Origin of the sequence: Rhizobium sp. 862_C5_N1_2, from assembly GCF_051811205.1 — a bacterium.
Classification (GTDB): Bacteria; Pseudomonadota; Alphaproteobacteria; order Rhizobiales; family Rhizobiaceae; genus Rhizobium; species Rhizobium leguminosarum.
In genome coordinates this window covers 274,321-292,604 of record NZ_JBPWPT010000004.1, presented here as the reverse complement: position 1 = coordinate 292,604, position 18,284 = coordinate 274,321, and the positions used below count along the sequence as shown (strand labels likewise).

Annotated in this window: 17 protein-coding genes and 1 riboswitch; of the genes, 7 read left to right on the top strand and 10 right to left on the bottom strand. The window is 59.6% G+C overall.

What is annotated here, in order from left to right:
* Window positions 1-34: 34 nt before the first annotated feature.
* The 4 genes from ACD590_RS34155 to ACD590_RS34140 all read right to left on the bottom strand — a co-directional run bounded on the left by ACD590_RS34155 (window position 35) and on the right by ACD590_RS34140 (window position 3,055).
* Window positions 35-826: an amino acid ABC transporter ATP-binding protein gene (locus tag ACD590_RS34155; RefSeq protein ID WP_439004315.1), complete on the bottom strand. Its 792-nt coding sequence runs from the start codon at window positions 824-826 to the stop codon at window positions 35-37.
* A complete protein-coding gene (locus tag ACD590_RS34150; RefSeq protein ID WP_439004314.1) occupies window positions 823-1,491 on the bottom strand; it encodes an amino acid ABC transporter permease in 669 nt (222 codons plus the stop codon). Before ACD590_RS34150 ends, ACD590_RS34155 begins: the two co-directional genes overlap by 4 nt.
* Complete coding sequence (locus tag ACD590_RS34145) at window positions 1,488-2,129, bottom strand: amino acid ABC transporter permease (RefSeq protein ID WP_439004313.1); 642 nt, start codon at window positions 2,127-2,129, stop codon at window positions 1,488-1,490. Before ACD590_RS34145 ends, ACD590_RS34150 begins: the two co-directional genes overlap by 4 nt.
* A gap of 98 nt (window positions 2,130-2,227) precedes the next feature.
* Window positions 2,228-3,055 carry a transporter substrate-binding domain-containing protein gene (locus tag ACD590_RS34140; protein ID WP_026188802.1) on the bottom strand — a complete coding sequence of 276 codons (828 nt, stop codon included), beginning with the start codon at window positions 3,053-3,055 and terminating at the stop codon, window positions 2,228-2,230.
* Between the two features lie 227 nt (window positions 3,056-3,282).
* On the opposite strand from ACD590_RS34140, the gene ACD590_RS34135 reads away from it, so the two are divergent.
* From ACD590_RS34135 to ACD590_RS34120, 4 genes are all read left to right on the top strand, one after another.
* Window positions 3,283-3,990, top strand: a complete 708-nt coding sequence (locus ACD590_RS34135; RefSeq protein ID WP_018246809.1) for a UTRA domain-containing protein — start codon at window positions 3,283-3,285, stop codon at window positions 3,988-3,990.
* Window positions 3,991-4,020: 30 nt separating this feature from the next.
* Window positions 4,021-4,953 (top strand): LysR family transcriptional regulator, encoded by a 933-nt coding sequence (locus tag ACD590_RS34130; protein ID WP_018246810.1) that lies wholly within the window; start codon window positions 4,021-4,023, stop codon window positions 4,951-4,953.
* Window positions 4,954-5,171: 218 nt separating this feature from the next.
* Window positions 5,172-6,527, top strand: a complete 1,356-nt coding sequence (locus ACD590_RS34125) for an LLM class flavin-dependent oxidoreductase (RefSeq protein WP_112908382.1) — start codon at window positions 5,172-5,174, stop codon at window positions 6,525-6,527.
* Window positions 6,524-7,063: a flavin reductase family protein gene (locus ACD590_RS34120; RefSeq protein WP_112908381.1), complete on the top strand. Its 540-nt coding sequence runs from the start codon at window positions 6,524-6,526 to the stop codon at window positions 7,061-7,063. The genes ACD590_RS34125 and ACD590_RS34120 overlap by 4 nt, the downstream gene beginning before the upstream one ends.
* Here the strand turns inward: ACD590_RS34120 and ACD590_RS34115 are convergent.
* Window positions 7,040-8,203 (bottom strand): aminotransferase, encoded by a 1,164-nt coding sequence (locus ACD590_RS34115; protein ID WP_439004312.1) that lies wholly within the window; start codon window positions 8,201-8,203, stop codon window positions 7,040-7,042. The two genes, ACD590_RS34120 and ACD590_RS34115, sit on opposite strands and share 24 nt — an antisense overlap.
* Before the next feature lie 96 nt (window positions 8,204-8,299).
* Here ACD590_RS34115 and speB point away from each other — a divergent pair, with 96 nt between their 5' ends.
* Window positions 8,300-9,355 carry an agmatinase gene (gene speB / locus ACD590_RS34110; RefSeq protein WP_065277370.1) on the top strand — a complete coding sequence of 352 codons (1,056 nt, stop codon included), beginning with the start codon at window positions 8,300-8,302 and terminating at the stop codon, window positions 9,353-9,355.
* Between the two features lie 77 nt (window positions 9,356-9,432).
* Here speB and ACD590_RS34105 read toward each other — a convergent pair whose 3' ends face one another.
* Window positions 9,433-10,017: a cysteine hydrolase family protein gene (locus ACD590_RS34105; protein WP_047620493.1), complete on the bottom strand. Its 585-nt coding sequence runs from the start codon at window positions 10,015-10,017 to the stop codon at window positions 9,433-9,435.
* Window positions 10,018-10,091: 74 nt separating this feature from the next.
* Window positions 10,092-12,458 (bottom strand): putative bifunctional diguanylate cyclase/phosphodiesterase, encoded by a 2,367-nt coding sequence (locus ACD590_RS34100; RefSeq protein ID WP_112908379.1) that lies wholly within the window; start codon window positions 12,456-12,458, stop codon window positions 10,092-10,094.
* Between the two features lie 105 nt (window positions 12,459-12,563).
* Here ACD590_RS34100 and ACD590_RS34095 point away from each other — a divergent pair, with 105 nt between their 5' ends.
* The gene (locus tag ACD590_RS34095) at window positions 12,564-13,370 is read left to right on the top strand and encodes a transporter substrate-binding domain-containing protein (protein WP_026231094.1); all 807 of its coding nucleotides are present in this window, start codon (window positions 12,564-12,566) and stop codon (window positions 13,368-13,370) included.
* A 186-nt stretch (window positions 13,371-13,556) separates the two neighbouring features.
* Here the strand turns inward: ACD590_RS34095 and fdhA are convergent, their stop codons facing one another.
* Both fdhA and ACD590_RS34085 read right to left on the bottom strand, forming a co-directional pair.
* Window positions 13,557-14,747: a formaldehyde dehydrogenase, glutathione-independent gene (gene fdhA / locus ACD590_RS34090; RefSeq protein ID WP_018449119.1), complete on the bottom strand. Its 1,191-nt coding sequence runs from the start codon at window positions 14,745-14,747 to the stop codon at window positions 13,557-13,559.
* Between the two features lie 220 nt (window positions 14,748-14,967).
* Window positions 14,968-15,167: riboswitch (cobalamin riboswitch) on the bottom strand.
* A 161-nt stretch (window positions 15,168-15,328) separates the two neighbouring features.
* On the bottom strand, window positions 15,329-16,234 hold the full coding sequence (locus tag ACD590_RS34085; RefSeq protein ID WP_027683063.1) for a DMT family transporter: 906 nt from the start codon (window positions 16,232-16,234) through the stop codon (window positions 15,329-15,331).
* Window positions 16,235-16,347: 113 nt separating this feature from the next.
* Between ACD590_RS34085 and ACD590_RS34080 the strand changes: the two genes are divergently transcribed.
* The gene (locus tag ACD590_RS34080; RefSeq protein ID WP_439004402.1) at window positions 16,348-17,223 is read left to right on the top strand and encodes a LysR substrate-binding domain-containing protein; all 876 of its coding nucleotides are present in this window, start codon (window positions 16,348-16,350) and stop codon (window positions 17,221-17,223) included.
* Here the strand turns inward: ACD590_RS34080 and ACD590_RS34075 are convergent.
* Window positions 17,198-18,196 carry a GlxA family transcriptional regulator gene (locus ACD590_RS34075; protein ID WP_026231093.1) on the bottom strand — a complete coding sequence of 333 codons (999 nt, stop codon included), beginning with the start codon at window positions 18,194-18,196 and terminating at the stop codon, window positions 17,198-17,200. The genes ACD590_RS34080 and ACD590_RS34075 overlap by 26 nt on opposite strands.
* Between the last annotated feature and the right edge of the window lie 88 nt (window positions 18,197-18,284).

Genomic DNA, 18,284 nt, shown 5'->3' with positions numbered 1-18,284 from the left:
GAGGTCTGCCCGACGATCCGGAAGGACATGAATTTCACAGCAGCATCGAGGCTCCACGATCGATATAGGTGTCCAGGAATTGTTCGAGGCGGGGGTTTCTCGGTCGTTTGAAGACGTCCTGCGGCGGTCCGGTGAACAGCACCTTGCCGTGGTCGAGAAAGATGATCTGCTGGCCGACCGTCGCGGCAAATCCGATCTCGTGGGAGACGACGACCATCGTCATGCCCTCGGCGGCGAGATCGCGCATGACGTTGAGCACTTCGCCGGTCAGCTCGGGATCGAGTGACGAGGTCGGCTCGTCAAACAGCATGATCTTCGGGTTGAGGGCAAGCGCCCGGGCGATAGCGACACGCTGTTGTTGCCCTCCCGAGAGCTGCGATGGATAGTGCCCCGCCCTGCCCTCCAGGCCGACCTTGACGAGCTGGGCCATGGCCCGTTCCTCCGCATCCCTGCGGCTCATCTTGTGAACCGTCTTCAGCGCCTCGCTGACATTGCCGAGCGCCGTCATATGCGGCCAGAGATTGAACTGCTGAAAAACCATCCCGATCTGCGATCGAATCTGCCGGTTCACAGCAGTCGGCACCCGCTCACGGACACCCTTGGCGTTTTCCACAAAGCCAAGCACCTCGCCGTTGACGGCAATCGTCCCCTTCGTCGATTCCTCCAGAAACGCCATGCAGCGCAGCAGCGTACTCTTGCCGGATCCCGACGGGCCGATGACGCAAGAAACTTGTCCTTGCTCGATTTCGAGGTCGATGCCGTGCAGCACGGTGGAGCCGCCGAACGTCTTGACGAGATTTTTGACTGCGATCGCAGGAACGCTCATATGTTGAAAAACCTGAATCTGGTGAGTTTCGTTTCGGCGAGATGGCCGAGCCAGCCGGTGATTTCGACCAGTACCCAATAAAATAGCGCAAGGACGAAGAGCGCCTCGACGAAAGCATATTGCTGCGAGCCGATGGCGCTGAGTGTCGCCGTCAACTCCGGCACGGTGATAATGGACAGAACGGCCGTCTCCTTCATGAGGATGATCGTCATGTTGACTGAAGGTGGCAACACCAGCATGGTCATCTCCGGCAGCAATATGCGCCGGATGATCTGCCCTTGTGTCAGGCCAACGCACAGGCCGGCCTCGATATGTCCCTTCGGGACGGCGGCAAAGCCCGAGCGGAATATCTCACTGAAATAAGCCGCGCCGTAGATGGAAAGGCCGACAATGCCGGCCGGGATCGGATCGAGCGACAATCCGACGAAGGGGCCGCCATAGTAGACGAGGAAGATCTGAATCAGAAAGGGCGTGCCGCGCAGCACTGCGATGACAAGGCTGAACGCTCTGTCCAACAGCACGCCGCCAAAACCTCGCGCGACAGCGACTAGGAAACCCAGTACGGCAGCGGCAAGAGTGGTAACGATCCAGATGAGGATGGTGACCCACGCACCGTGGAGAATCTCCGGCAAGTTGCTGAAAATCACATTGGTATCAAAGGTCATCGCGGCACTCCTGGCAGGGAGCGTTCGATCAGCCCGCCCGCAAGGGCAACGATCCAATTGATGACGAGATAGATCAGGCCTGCGGAAGCAAAAATCTCAAGCGGCAGGAAGGTGCTGCCGGCAAGGTCCTGAGCCATGCGTGTAAGCTCGACGATTCCGACGACGGAGACGAGCGAAGACGCCTTCAGAATAAGGATCGCTTCATTGACGAGCGCCGGGAAAGTCAGGCGCAGGGCGATCGGCGCCTTGATGCGGCGGAAGATCTGAATGGGAGTCATGCCGACCATTTCGGCAGATTCGACCAGGCCCACGGGAACGCTGGAAAAACCACCGCGCAGATTTTCAGCCTGATAGGCCGCAGTACACAAGGATAGGCCAACGACGGCCGCAACGATGCTCGGCACGTTGATGCCGATCACCGGCAACAGATTGTAGATCAGCAACAGCTGGACCAGTAGCGGTGCACCACGAAAGAAACTAATGAAAATCTGCGCCGGCAACACCAAAAGCCGTTGCCGTGAGAGCAGCATGGCCGAAATGACGATCGCGATCGCAAAGCCGATCAGGATGGAGACCACGCTGATCGTCACCGTGTAGATCGAGGCTTGCAGAAGCAGTTCGAATAGCTTGATGGACATGGGCGGTGCTTGCCTGGGCGCTGCGGCCGTGAACTTTGATCCCACGGCGGATTGCGCCCCGACTGATGGCGGGGCGCGTTCGTTTCACCGGCGGCTAATCAGAATGCCGGATCCTTGACAGCATCAGGCGTATCGAAAGACGCACCAAACCACTTCTTTTGCAGCTCTGCCATACGTCCGTCTGCCTTGATCTTGAGCATCGCGGCATCGATCGCATCCATCAGGGGCGCATGATCGGCATCCTTGAGACCGATGAAGCCGAAATAGGACTTCTTGCCGAATGGCGGCAGGACGACTTCGAACGTGCCTTTTCGCTGGCTAGCGACGAAGGCGATATTCGGCAGCGAGTTGGCAACGCCGGCAATGCGGCCGGCGGCGAGATCGGCGTAGGATTCGGTAAAGGCTGGATATTCGCGCACGTCGACTTTGGTCGGCAGCGTGCCGGAGAATTCCTTCAGCTGGTCGAGCTGGGCAGTTGCTTTGCCGACACCGATCGTCTTGCCGGCAATATCTTCCGGCTTGCTGATCGTCGTGTCGCCAGCCTTCTTCAGAATGGCGATCGTCGCTTCGGCGATCGGCGGCGTGAAGCGATAGCGCTCCATGCGCTTCTTGGTGATCGTTGCAGGACCTGCGACGACATCGAACTTGCCGGCCTCGAGCGCGGGGAAGACGCCGTCCCAAGGAAGCGCTATCCACTCGATCTTGACGCCGAGTTCCTTGCCGATCTCGGCAAAGAGATCGACGTTCAAGCCGGTATGTTCACCGGCATCGATATAGTCGAACGGTGCGAAAGCTGTTTCGGTGCCAACCTTGAGGGTGCCGGCTGCCTTGACGGCGGCCAGCGTGTCGGCTGCATGGGCGGAAACGGCTGCTCCGAACAGGAACGCAGCGCCGACCAGACCCTTCAGCAGTGAATTTGCCTTCATGATCATCTCTCCAGTTTTATTCCCCCGGCGGAGGAGTGTTGGTTCCCGACTTCGATTTCCTCTGCGCGGATTTCTATGCTCCGCTTTTGACTATACAAATAGATATAGGCTGGCCTAGAGTGTCAATGTAAAAGACGAGGAACGCAAAATTTGTGCCGGGTGGCGTCGATCTCGCTGGCATGACCGTTCCGGAATTTATGATCGTTGACGCCGGATGAGGTGCGGGCTTGGTGTCGATTTATCAGCGTATTTTCACCGATGTCGAGACGAAGATCATCAGCGGTGATTGGCGGCCCGGTGACCGTATTCCCGTCGAACACGAACTCGCGGCGAAATATCGGTGCTCGCGGATGACCGTCAGCAAGGCGCTGTCGGCGCTCGCCGAGCGCGGCATGATCGTCAGACGGCGCAAGACAGGTTCGTTTGTCGCATCGCCCCAGATCGACCGCACGGTGATGGATATCCAGGATATCAGCACCGAAGCGGAACTGGCCGGGCACGAACACCGCTTCGAAATCCTCGCCCGCAAGATCGAGCGCCTTGGAGAGGCGGAGGCACAGCAGCTGTCCGAGCCCGCCGATGCAGAAGTCCTCAGGCTTCAGTGCCTGCATATCGTCGACGGCAGACCGAATGCCATCGAGCGGCGGATCATCATGCTCGATGCTGTCCCACGGGCGAGGGAGGAGAGTTTTGCTTCAATTCCGCCCGGCAAATGGCTGCTTGACGAGGTTCCCTGGTCCAAGGCCAAACATGTCATTCGCGCCGTCTCGGCCGACACCACGACAGCGCGGATCCTGCAGACGGAACGTGGCGAGGCCTGCCTTAGCCTCATTCGCCAGACCTGGCAGAACGGACGCACGGTGACCTATGTCGAGTTTACCCATCCGGGCGACCGGTTCCAGTTTGCGGGGACGTTTCATCCGGCAGCAAATTGAGTTCGACGCAAATCACGAGAGGTTCTGCAAGTGACCGATGAGCGCCTCAAGGCGATACCGCTGAAAAGTTTGCAGGCGTTCGAGGCGGTGGGGCGCTGCGGCGGCGTGACGGCCGCGGCACTGGAGCTGAGGGTTTCGCCGGGGGCCATCAGCCAGCAGATTCGCAAGATCGAAAGCTTTCTTGGAATTTCGCTTCTGGAGCGCAGCGGGCGAACCGTCGAGCTGACCGCCTGGGGCCGGCTCTACCATCAGGAGATATCGAAGGGGTTCGAGCAATTTGCGCTCGCTCAGCAACTGTTGGAAAAGGCGCGCAACGAGACGGCACTGGTGCTCAGTGCGCTTTCCTCCGTCGTCAACAAATGGATCGGCAGGCGCATCTTCGACTGGCAGGCGCTTCATCCCGAAGTTCCAGTGAGGATTATCGGACGCGACAAAGAGCCCCGGATCGGTTTCGACGATGTCGATTTCCGCGTCAGCTACGGATCGGACGTCCTCCAGCACGAACATTATACCGAACTGTTCCGCGATTGGGTCGTTCCGGCCTGCTCGCCGGCGCTGATGCAGGATCGCGCACATACGGCGCGCGATCTTTTCGAACAACCCCTCCTCCATGTCGAGTGGGAACGACACTTCACCCCCTACCCCAGCTGGGCGGAGTTTGCCGCCAAGGCCGGCGTCGCGTTCGATGTGTCGACGCCCGGCCTTTCCTTCACTTTGTCGAGCAGTGCAATTGACGCAGCCGTCAACAAGCGCGGCGTCGTGCTCGCACAAATGTCGATGATATCAGATGAGCTTGAGGCGCAAACGCTCGTCATTCCGGTCGACATGCGCATTGCACTGCGTGAAAGCTATTTTCTCGCCTGGGATCGTGCTGCCTTGCAGAAGCCCCATGGGCGCGAATTCCGCGATTGGCTCATTGCTATTTCCCGTCAGCAGGCTTCGGCATCGGCTCCTGCTGCATAATTTCTCAAATCGGAATCGATTTGAGAAATTATGCATCGATTCAAAAATGTTACAGCGTCCTTTGCGCGTCAGAAAAGACGCGCGGCGCTGTAAGTCAACACTTTAGAAAAACTAAAACGGAACTCAGCTACGCGATATTGATGAAAATTTGCGCCTGGCGATAATTTGCACAGTCGCCTTCAAGGGGACGGCGTGGCGGACAATGACAGGAGAGCCCAATGGCGCGGACCGACAAGATGAAACTCGGGACTTTCGTCTATACGTTCGGCTTTCATCCGGCCTCCTGGCTGCATCCGGCAAGCGACGTCAATGGCGCCAACGACTTCGCTCATCTGCTCGATGTCGCCAAGCGATCCGAGGCGGCCAAATTCGATTTTATGTTCATGGCGGATTCTCCTGCCGCCGCCGTCGGCGATCCGAATGCGCTTGCCCGAATTCCGACCAAGATGAACCGCTTCGAACCCCTCTCGCTGCTCTCGGCTCTGGCGGTCACCACCAACGATCTCGGTCTCGTGGCGACGGTCTCAACGAGTTATTACGAGCCATACAATGTCGCGCGTCTGTTCGCCTCGATCGACCATCTGAGCAAGGGGCGCGTCTGCTGGAACGTCGTCACCTCCGATCACGACGAAACCGGCTACAACTTCAACCGCGAGGGGCTCGACCCGCATGCGCTGCGCTACGAGCGCGGCAACGAATTCGTCGATGTCGTGTTCGGCCTCTGGGACAGCTTCGAGGATGGCGCACTGCTTCTCGACCGTGAAAACGGTGTCTACTATGACAAAGACAAGCACCATACGCTCAACCACAAAGGCACGCACTTCCAGGTTCGCGGCCCCCTCAACATCGCGCGAACGCCCCAGGGTCGCCCCGTCATCGCCCAGGCGGGTGGTTCGGAACCCGGAATGGACATGGCGGCACGCACGGCGGAGATCGTCTTCAGCCTCGCATCGAATATCGACCGAAACCGTGCCTTCTACGACAACGTCAAGCGCCGGATGCCGGCCCATGGGCGCGATCCGGACGACCTGAAAATCATGCCGGGTATCGTGATCAACGTCGGTGAAACTGAAGCCGAGGCAAAGGCGAAGGTCGACTATCTGATCGACAAGATGCATCCGGATGTCGGCCGGCTGATGCTTTCCGAATTTCTGGAAGCGGACCTGCGCGACGTGGCGCTCGACAAGCCTTTCCCCATGGATCGGCTGCCGGCGGCGCCAAAGGGATCACGCGCTCTGTTCGACGAACTGGTCGATTTCGTGAAAAGCGGCCACACCGTCGGCGAACTCATCCGGCACTATGCCGAGAAGCATACCGGAAATGGCATCACAGGCACGCCAGCCCAGATTGCCGACTTCATGGAGGAATGGTTTGAGACGCGCGCCGCCGACGGCTTCATCCTGATGTTCCCCACCTTGCCGTCCAGTCTCGACGACTTCGTGCGGCTGGTCCTGCCCGAGCTTCGGCGCCGAGGGCTGTTCCGTGAGGAGTACGAGGGCAAGACCTTGCGAGAAAACCTCGGTCTTTCAAGGCCTGTAAACCGCTTTGCCAAAACGAAAGAGCCAGCCCGATGAGTGCCGAGCCTTTGATCAGCGAGGCGGACTTCAAGTTTTCGATGCGTCATCTGGCGGGTGCGGTCAGTGTGATTACGGTCGGCGACGGTAAAGACCGCACCGGCTTCACCGCAACGTCGGTCTCCTCGCTTTCGGCGGAGTTGCCTTCCGTCATCGTCAGTGTCAACCGAGCGTCTTCCTCATGGCCGGCGCTGCAGCAATACGGCTGCTTTTGTGTCAACGTGCTCGCTGCCGACCAGCAGCAGGTGGCGCAATCCTTTGCCGGTCTTGACGGGCGAAAGGGCGCCGAACGCTACGGCAACGCGGGATGGTATCGCCTCAAGACCGGTGCGGCGGTCCTTGAAAATGCCCTGACGGTCCTGGACTGCAAGCTCGAAACCGCATTCCACTACAATTCCCATGCCATTTTGGTCGGACATGTCTGCGCGATTGAAATTCGGCTGGGCATAGGACCGTTGCTTTACTGGCGCGGTGGTTATCACCAACTTCCGGCGGAGGTTGATCGCAGCGGCCTAGCGAAGGCGCTCGGACAATAGCTTTATCGAGGCGACATCCGCGTTGGCAAAGGCAAGTCTGAGGTAGCGCTCCTGCCCTTCCCCGAAATAGGCTCCGGGCAAACAAACAATGCCGGATTGCTTGGCGAGTTTTTCGGCAACCTCTGAAGACGATCGATCAGCGTAGGGATGGTGGACAAAGGCGAAATAGGCGCCGATCGCGGCGATTTCCCAATCCGGCAGCCCGGAAAAGACCAGCCTCAACGCATCCGCACGGCGAGTGATCTCCAGCTGGTTACCGGCTCGCCACTCGGCGAGTGCCGGGATCGCCGATGCAACGGCGATCTGAGCCGAACGCGGCGCGCAGATCTGCATATTGTCCATCACCTTGGCGATCTCGGCGATGAGTTTGGGGCCTGCCGTGATTGCACCCAGTCTGTGACCGGGAATGCAGAAGGATTTCGAGAAGCTGTAGAGAAGAACGAGCGTGTCCTCCCAACCCGGCTCGGACAGAAGAGAGTGCGGCGGCCCGTAATCCTCGCCAAGAAAATCCCGATAGGTTTCATCGAGGATCAGCCAGGCGCCGTATTTCCGGCAGAGCACAAAAAGCTTGTGAAGCAGGCTGGGTGGGTACACGGCTCCTGTGGGATTGTTGGGTGTCACGACGGCAAGTATCTTCGCGCCGGCCGCAAGTGCAGCCTCGGCCGAACTCAGATCGGGAAGAAAGCCGGCGGCGGCGTCGCAATCGACCAATCGACGCCCTATCCCCAGCATCGACAGCGTCGTATCGTGATTGAAATAGAAGGGATTGGTCAGTGCTACGGTATCGCCGGCGCCCGCAAGCGCGATCGCTGCGCACATGAACGCCTGATTGCAGCCGGCGGTAATGTGGATATTACCGGCGGAAAGGTCGGCGCCATAAAGCTCGGCAACGTGAGCCGCGTAGGTCTTGCGCAACAGAGGTTCGCCCTCGATCGGCCCGTATCCCGTCATCGCCTGTTGTCCGGCCGCCTCGGCAAGAAGCCGAAGCATCTCCGGATGCGCGGGATAGCCCGGCACGGCTTGCGACAAATCGATGAGCGGCCCTTTTTCTCCTTTGTATTCGCGGCTCCAGGCGACGACGGAAGGAATGGGCGGGGCAGCGAGGCGGGCAACGAGCGAGTTGGGTTTTGCAGCGATCATATCGATTTCTCTTTGATACCGATTGCTACAACGATACCAATTGTTTTCTCAACCTCTTTGTCTGACGAGACGGACCTGAAGCGGAGATGCATGCGCATGGTGTGGGACAAAACGCGGCTAGAACAGCTGCGCGCAGAATTTGCAGACGCCAATGGCGGCGAGATATTCGATGAGAAGTTTCGCAAAGTGGCGGAGAAGATCATCTCCAAGAGCGGCACGAGACTGGCGCCATACGCCGGAGTGCCGACCTTCCTCAGCGCACCCTACATGCAGGTCGCGGCCGATGATCCGGATTTCGGCAATCTCCAGGTTGCAATCACCGGGATCCCCATGGACCTTGGCGTCACCAATCGTCCAGGCTCGCGTTTCGGACCGAGGGCACTTCGCGCCATCGAAAGGATCGGCCCCTACAATCACGTCCTTGCCACGGCGCCGGTCTTCGATCTTCGGGTCGCCGACATCGGCGACGTATCGTTCCAAAGCCGTTACCGGCTGGAGCTCAGCCACGACGACATCGAAAGGCGCATCGGCCAGATCGTCGATGCCGGCGTTGCCCCGCTTTCCGTCGGAGGCGATCATTCCATCAGCCACCCGATTTTGAAGGCCATCGGTCGGCAGCAACCAGTCGGCCTCATTCATATTGATGCCCATTGCGATACAAGCGGCGCTTTCGATCAGACGAAGTTTCACCACGGTGGGCCGTTCCGCAATGCGGTGCTGGACGGCGTGCTCGATCCGACACGGACTATCCAGATTGGCATCCGTGGTTCGGCGGAATATTTGTGGGAATTCTCCTATGCGTCGGGGATGACCGTGATCCACGCAGAGGACATCAGCGGAATGGGGATTGCGGCTGTCGTTGCCAAGGCAAAATCCATCGTCGGCGACGGCCCGACCTATCTTTCCTTCGATGTCGACAGCCTCGATCCGAGCTTTGCGCCCGGCACGGGCACGCCCGAGGTCGGTGGATTGACCACGCGTGAAGTCCTTGAACTGATACGGGGGCTGAAAGGGATAAACCTGGTGGGCGGTGACGTCGTCGAAGTTGCCCCGCAATATGACGCGACGACCAACACAGCGCACGCCGCAGCACAGGTGCTCTTTGAGATTCTGAGCCTCATGGTGTTTAGTCCGTCGATCGGCAAACGCTAAGGCCGACCCATCGGTCATCTCCATGTCATTGGTGGCGATGCAGTATTGCTGTGAAGGCTGTATCGCCACACCAGGCTCTAGCCAAACTCGCTCAAAAATTCTTCGGTCTTCATGAGTTCGAGCTGCACGGAGAACCGATCATGCAGAAGTTCCAGTGACGCGTCATGCGTATCGTCGGCGCCGCTGCAGACGGCGTCCTTCAGCACGATGACACGATAGGCGAGATCGATTGCGCCGAGCGTCGTGGCCAGCACGCATACATCCGTTTCACCACCCGTTATAATAAGGGTATCGACCCGCTCCGATTGAAGGATCGGATGCAGGCGGCCGTCAATCCAGGGGGAATAGGTGCGCTTGTCGAAGTGCCTTGCCGGTGGAACCAACGACGCCAGCGATGGGGCGAGATCGATGAATCCGCGCGGAAGATGCTCACCCGTCATCATCCACCATTTCTGGTAATAATCCCGCCATTTCCCCGGCATGTCGTCGGCATGCTCGGGTGGCAGGAAGCGGGTAAAGATCGTTCGCGACGAGTGCCGCCCGGCCAGCTCTTCGATCTGGGGAGAGATCCGTGCCATCCAGGGAACGTGCCACGGCGTGTCTTCGGCAAACATCCGCTGCATATCGACGCAAAGGTGCCGCCACTCCCCGACCTCGCCCATCACATCCTCCACTCGGTCTTCGGGCGTCAACCGCCGCGCGCGGCGAAAGTTCCTGGCGGAAGATCAAAAGCCTCTCAGGCGACAGCACTCTCAGCTGTCCGGAAACTATCAAGGTCGCAAAGAGGAACCGGTTTGGAGAAGAAGTAGCCTTGGAGGTCGGTGCAGCCGAGGGCGGCCAGAAAGTCGCGTTGATATTCGGTTTCGACCCCTTCAGCAGTCGTCGAGATACCGAGGTTGCGGCTAAGCGCGACGATGGCGCCAATGATGGCCGCCCCGTTGGCTTTCGTGCCGAGCTGTGAGACGAACGAACGATCAATCTTGATGCGGTCGATATCGAAGCGTAGCAGATGGCTGAGACATGAAAAGCCGGTTCCGAAATCATCGAGCGAAATCTGAACACCTTGGCTGCGCAGCGACTTCAGCACCGTATAGACGTCCGAGTTATCCTCGATGAGCGAGGACTCGGTGAGCTCGAGCTCGAGCCGGGACGGCGGCAGGCCGCTCTCCTGGAGCACGGCGAATACTTCCTCGGCAAAATTTGGTCTTCTCAACTGGGCGGGAGACACGTTGACCGCAACAAATGTGTTTTCAGGCCATTTGCAGGCGGCTCTACAGGCTTCGCGCAATACCCAGAAACCGAGAGCGTCGATGAGGCCGCCCTCCTCGGCGACAGGGATGAAGCTGGCAGGCGTCAATAGTCCGCGCTGACTGTGACGCCAACGCACGAGAGCCTCCGCGCCCGACGCCGAGTATCCGCCGCCCTCGGCGCGATGTACCGTTTGGTAGTAGACTTCGAGCGATCCGAAGTCCGGCTTGTTCGCAATCGGGTCGGATTGTGGACCGTCAGCGGATGAGGCCGTGCCTTTGGCCAAAACTTCCCGCAATTCGTTCTTGAGTATGTCGCGCGCATTCCTGCCGCCGTCCATGGACGGTGAATAGACGCGCCATTGGCCTCTGCCGCCCATCTTTGCTTCGTACAGCGCGACGTCGGCGTAGCGCATGATGTCATCGGCATTCCGTCCGGCGTCCGGCACGACGGTCACGCCGATCGAGCCGCCGACCCGTGCGACCGCCTCGCCCCTCAGAAGCGGGAAGGGCTTGCCAAGTTCGGCAACGATCGCGTCGCATATTACAGGCAAAACCTGATCATGATCTTTGATGTCCCGAAGAAGCAGGGCGAATTCGTCCCCTCCGAGCCGGGCAAGCGTGTCGCCCGGACGAAGCAGGGAGTGGATCCGCTCCGCAGCCATCCTGATGAGTTCATCGCCGGCGGCATGGCCGAACGTGTCGTTCACGGCCTTGAAGCGGTCGAGATCGAGAAGCGCGACTGCCGAGCGCTCGGCCGAATTCTTCGTCTCGGCCAGGCACTCGTCGAACCTCATCGCGAACAAAGCGCGGTTGGGAAGGCTCGTGAGCACGTCATGCAAGGCAAGCTGTCTTGCATGCAGCTCGCTTTTTCTCAACTCGCCGAGGCTGCTTCGCAGGCGCACCAGCAAAACGGAGAACAGGATCGCGATCACCAGGGCGGCAATCGAAAGCGCCGGCATCAATCGGCCGATCACTCTCGAGCCTGGAAGATCGGGCCGCCATACGATGAAGCCGATCGGTTCGCCATTTGCCGTGGCGTCGATCTGGAAGGCAACCTCGTTTTCGTCTGCATCGGCTGTGCGCGCGAAGCGCGCGCCGTTGAGGCCCTGTTGCCGGCTCAATTCGTCCAGCGCCGCACCATCGATAAACCGCACGACGATCAGGAATTGCCGCATCGTCTGCCGTTGCCCCTCTTCGGGATCGTTGATGGCGACGACGCCGACGATCGTCGGCCGACCTTCCAGCCGCATCAGATTGGCCAACGCAGTGTTGGAGCGTCCTGGGCTCGCAAGGCGGCTTTCCATCGAGGACGGCGTTCTTTCGTTGGAAACCGCGCCTGGTCTCACCCCGAGGCGGGCATCCTGAAGCAGAGGCAAAAAGAGAGGCTTCATCCAGCGATAACGCTTTTCCGTTTGGGCGTCCGCCAGCATCAGCAGTTGAGCCTTCTCGTCGACGACAAAGGCCTGATCGTAGCCGAAGGCGGACATTGCGGTCTGGCTGATCGCACTCCCGGCGGCCGCTGTCAGAACGGCATCGAGGCTGGAGGAACCTCCGCTTGACCGGGCAGCCGGATAAACACGTGTGAGGTAGCCGTTGCCGAACTGGCCGATGACATGGGCGACTTGATCGACCTGTTCCCGCAGGCGGGCATTCACAAGCTGGCGCTGTCGATCAAGGGCGGCAGCATCGCTTTCGGTTCCTGCCCAGAGCGCCGAGAGTACAACAAGTCCGATCGCTCCAAGTCCGCTGACGGCAATCAGAAACAGAATTCTTCCCGAGGCAATCCAGGATTGCTGAAACGTCTTGGAGCTGGAAGGAAGAACGATCTGCAAGCCTAGACCCCTGAACACCACCACACGGGCGCATTGGCCGACGCTAACAAAGAAGCGTTCACGTAGAATTAAAGGCTGCGGCGCACTATGGGGCGAGATCGACTATTCCCCGAGGAGCTCCCGACGATGTTGCGCATATCCATTCAGACTATACTGCGCGGAGCGCTGATGGCGGGCGGGATGGGTATTTTTTTGGCCGCGACCTCGCCGCTTGAGGTGGCCGCGCAAGATCGCATGCCAATGAGAATTGCCGTCGAAGGTGCATTTCCGCCCTTCAACTATCTCGATGCAAATAACAAACTTCAGGGCTTCGACATCGATATTGCCAATGCGCTGTGCGAGGTTGGCAAGTTCGAATGCCAATTTATCATCGAGAAGTGGGACGACATTATCCCCGATCTCGTTGCCGACAAATACGACGCGATCATCTCATCCATGTCGATGAGCCTTGAGCGGCGTCAAAAGGTTGCCTTCACTGAAAAATACTACAACAGCCCGTCTGTGTTCATCGCCCGGAAGGATTCGTCGATCAGCGATGTCAGCCCCGCCGCCCTCAACGATAAAATTCTTGGGGTGACATCGTCGACAGCGCAGGAATCCTATGCCAACCATCTTTATCCGGAAATGAAAAAGAAGGTGTTTCGGTCTTCGCCCGAATTGTACAAGGGTCTGGCGGACGGGAGCGTCGACATTATCCTCGAGGATAAACTCGCCATCTACGACTGGATTGCCAACACCAAGGCAGGAAGCTGCTGCGAGTTCAAAGGACCGGATCTGGTCGACATCACATACTTCGGTGAGGGTGCCGGCATCGCGCTGCGCCTCGATGACAAGGAGCGTCTTGCGCGCCTGAACGAAGCGTTGAAGAGCATCAAGGCGGACGGGACCTACGACATGATCAACGCAAAATATTTCCCGTTCAGCATCCAGTAGTTCGTCAATCAAATCGTTGTGCGATGCAGAATGGCCGGCTTTCCGCCGGCCATTCCTATCAGGTAAAGTCCTCAGTCGTAGTCGCTAGAGCATTTCCGTTTTTCTTCGAATCACGGAAATGCTCTATCCCTTTGTTTTCTCGCAATTCCGGACGCAAAACCGCTACGCGCTTTTGCTGGAATTGCTCTAGGCGGCTTTCGCGACCTCTCCGTGCGGATCGAGGACATATTTCGTCGCCGCTCCCTGGTCGAAGCTCTCATATCCATTGGCGGCATCGTCGAGCGGAATGACCTTGGCGTTGACGATATCGGCAATTGGCAGCCGGTCGTGGAGGATCGCCTGCATGAGCTGACGATTATATTTGATCACCGGAGTCTGGCCGGTGTGGAAGGACTGCGCCTTGGCCCATCCGAGGCCGAAGCGGAGCGACAGATTGCCGTGTTTGGCGGCGTTGTCGACGGCGCCCGGATCCTCGGTAACGTAGAGGCCGGGGATGCCGATCGAACCCGCGGCACGGGTAATCTCCATCATCTGATTGAGCACGATCGCCGGCTGTTCGCCGCCCGAGTGGCCGCGTGCCTCGAAGCCGACCGCATCGATGGCGCTGTCCACCTCATTGGTGCCGACGACCTGCGCGATCATGTCGCCGAGACGGTCGCTCTTCGACAGGTCGATCGGTTCGAAACCGACCTTCGCCGCATGCGCCAGACGGTCCTTGTTGAAATCACCGATCATCACGACAGCAGCGCCGAGAATGCGAGCCGAAGCCGCAGCCGCAAGGCCGACAGGGCCGGCACCGGCGACATAGACGGTCGAGCCGACCCCAACACCTGCACGCACTGCGCCATGGAAGCCGGTGGGCAGAATGTCGGAGAGCATGGTGAGATCACGGATCTTCGCCATTGCCCTATCCCGATCGGGGATTTTCAGCAGGTTGAAATCTGCGTAGGGAATGGTGACATAGCGCGCCTGTCCGCCGATCCAGCCGCCCATGTCGACATAACCGTAAGCACCGCCGGCGCGGGCCGGGTTTACCGTCAGGCAGACACCGGTATCCTGAGACTTGCAGCAGCGGCATCGGCCGCAGGCGACATTGAAAGGCACCGAGACGATATCGCCGATTTCGAGCATCTCGACGTCGATGCCTTTCTCGATGATCTCGCCGGTGATTTCATGGCCGAGGACCAGGCCCGGCATCGCCGTCGTGCGGCCGCGGACCATGTGCTGATCGGAGCCGCAGATATTGGTCGAGATCACCTTCAAAATCACGCCGTGTTCAATGCGGCGGCCGTCAGGCGCTTCCAGCTTCGGGTCGTCGATGTCGCGAACTTCAACCTTGCCCGGCCGGAGATAGACGACGCCTCTATTTTTGCTCATGAATTCCTCCCACTTGTTTGAATGCCTCGATCTGCAACCGATGCAGTCGATGGCAACCTTCCCTCCGGCCTGCCTCCTCTGCAGCCCGGTCCACAACACGAGGATACCGCCGCATCGGGCGATATTCAGATTTGCAAAAGGGACAGATTGGATGGAGAAGAGGAGTGAACGCCATGGTTTTCGCCTGTCGTTCCGCTCGTGATCGTCTGCCGCAATCCGTCGATTTGCTGTGCCAAGAGCTGGTTTCCGGCTCCAGAATCTCCTTTCGATCCATCTCGATATCTTTCCGGATGTCTATCCGGCGATTTCCTTGAGGATTTCAGTTCTTCTACCGCTGCGGGGCGGCGCCGGCGTCAGGCCAGCGTCCCAATGGTCCATTTCGCCAGTTTGCGAGATAGCGCCTTGAACACCACAAGCAAACCATGCCTGACGTAAAACAGCGATCAAGAAAACGACATGGGCGCAACTCAAAGACGACAGTCGGCAAAGTCGCAATAGCGCTGCGTAGCAGAAATAATTGATCCCGCGAATACGGCGGTTTTCCGGATCGTCCCGGAAGATTTGATCGCCGCCTAAAGGCTTTAGGCGCGATGCGGTCGCCGGCTGCGGCTGACGTCGATTGCCGTGTGCCAGAACACGGCGCCGAGGATGATCGCGCCGCCGAAAAAGGTGGCGACGGGCGGCTCTTCGGAAAACAACAGCCAGACCCAGAAGGGCGTGAGCACGATTTCCATCGTGCCGATCAGCGCCGCCTCCGCCGGCGGCATCCGCTTCGCCCCGGCAAGGAAGAGCACCAGCGCCAGGGAGAAATTGGTCGCGCCGAAGGCGGCGAGGACGATCCAGTTGTGCAGGTCGAGCGAGCCGACCGAACCGAACGGAGCGAAGAGTGCAAGTGTCAGGAAAGCGCTGACCACGGTCGGCGGCAGGCTCGGCACGTCGGGACTGATGCGCGGAATGATGATGACGAGCGCGAAGGACGCCGTCATGCCGAGCGCCAGCAGGTCGCCCCAACCGGTCCCGCCGCCGATCGACGAGGCGACGATGACCGCAACGCCGAAGAGCGAGATGCCGCCGGCAATCAGCGTCCGCCTGGAGACCCTCTCCCTGAGGATGACCCACCCGAGCAGTGCCGCGATGAAGGGCGCGGTCGCATAGATCATCGTCACATTGGCGACGGTGGTCATGTAAAGCGCCCCGATGAAGCATACCTGACTGAAGGTCTGGCATGCGATCATCGCAAGACCTGACGGATGGAAGACGGATCGCCATTGCTGCCGTGAGATGCCCCCTTCGAGGAAAAGGCAGGGGATCAGCAGAAACAGGCCGCCGAACAACGACCGCCAGGCGATCGCCGTCCATACGTCGGTCGTCAGGAGCCGCGAATAGACGCCGCTCGCGCTCCAGGCAAGCGTCGCGGCAATGATGAGAAGCACACCCTTCTCGTGCTCGCTGCCTGCGAGGCGTCTGGCCGGATTTTCAATGGTCACGCAGATATTCTCAAAGAAGGAAGTCGAACGCGGTTCTTTTCTGCGCCAAGAATTGACATTAGACAAACGAATAGTAGAGATAGCTACCATCGATTTTTTCTATGGCTATTCCTATGCACGAGCCGATTGAGAGCGACCTGCTCAGAACCTTCCTGGTCGTTGCCGAGACTTCCAATTTCTCCGCGGCTGCCCAGCGCATCGGGCGGACGCAGTCGGCGGTCAGCACTCAGATCAAGCGGCTTGAGCAGACGATCGGCGAAGCTCTGTTCGAGCGGGGCGCCCGCGGCGTGCTGCTGACGCGCCAGGGCATACAGCTCGTCCCCTACGCCCGCAGGATAATCGACCTCCTGAACGAGGCCGCCGCGACGATCCGGAGCAAACCGCTGGACGGACCGGTGCGCATCGGAATTCCGGAGGAATACAGCCAGACGGTGCTGCCGGCAGCCCTTGCTGCTTTCGCCGTACGCCACCCGGCCGTCGAGGTCACCGTGTCCTGCGACTACACAGTTCGCAACCTGGCCGCCCTCGAGCGGGATGAGCTCGATCTGGCCGTCGTTTTCGACTGGAGCGATGAGACGAAAGGCGAGGTCATCTGTATCGATCCCACAGTCTGGGTCACATCGATGGTCCACAGGCTGCACGACATCGATCCCCTGCCGATAGCGACCTATCGCAACTCCACCTGGTCACGCGATTTTGCGCTCCGGTCGCTGGAGCAGATCGGCCGCAACTATCGAATCGCTTTCATCGCCGATACTGGCTCGGGGCTGAAGAATGCCGTGACCGCAGGCCTTGCCGTCACCACGCTTTCCCGCAGCAGCATTCCGCCCGGCTGCCGGGAACTCACCGCCGAAGACGGTTTCCCGCCGGTCGATTCCTCCAAGGTCGTGCTCCGCCGGAGCACTTACCGTTCCAGCGAGGCCGTTCGGGAACTTGCCGAAATGATACGGGACGCATTCCAGCCTATGCCCGCACCTCCGATGACGTGATGCGGCGCCGCAAGCGGCGCCGGGTCTCCGACGGGCTTTCGGAAAAACTCGCCCGGTAGCTTCTCGCAAAGGCTGAGGCCGAGTTGAAGCCGGTTGCCGCCGCGATGTCGGCGAAGGAGGCCGTCGTCTCGATCACCTTGCGGCGGGCCGCATTCAAGCGCAGGGCGAGATAATGCACATGCGGCGGCGCGCCGATACTCTGCTGGAAAAGATCCTGCAGATGTCGGGCGCTGATGCCCACCCTGCGGGCGAGCCGCGTAAGAATCAGAGGCTGCTCGATATGCTCCTCCATCAGCCGCACCGCTTGCGCGACACGGGGATCGTGCATGCGCAACCCAGCCGAGGCTGCGGAAAGTGACTCATCGGCATGGAAGGACGGCTGCTCATAGCGGAACAGCCGGCTGACCTCGAGCGCCAGCGAATAACCCTGCCGCTGCCTGATCACTTCCAGCATCAGGTCGACGGTTGGAAGCGAACCGGAGGTCGTCAGCCGCTTGCCGTCGATGACGAAACGATCCTTGACGGCCCGCACCTCAGGATAGGCCAGCGCAAAATCCTCGTAGTCCTCCCAGTGGACGGTCGCCGGCAGTCCGTCGAGCAGGCTTGCTTCCGCCAGCAGCCATGTGCCGGACTCGATGCCGGCAATCACCGTGCGATAGCGGGCAGCCTGGGAGAGCTGCATCTTGAGGGCCGGCGTCGCGCTGTGGCGCCAGTTGTAACTGGCAAGCACGAATAGCGGCGTATCCTCGGTCGTCGCCTTGAAAGCGCCTTGTGCGGGCACGGCGATATTGCTGGTGGTCGGGACCGGTGCTCCGTCCGGCGTGAGCAGCCGCCAGCGATAGAGTTCGCTGCCGGAAATGCGGTTGGCACCGCGCAGCGGCTCGATGACCGAGGCGATCAGGATCAGGTTCGCGTCCGGCAGGACGAGAAGGTCGATATCGAGCCGTTCCGTCGATCGCTGCAGCAAGGCCACCTCCCTCGAGTTCTGATAATGTATCAACTGCTTCCGAAAATGCAACGCATCGCCATCCATCCTGTCGCGTAATGCGGACAAGACGAGG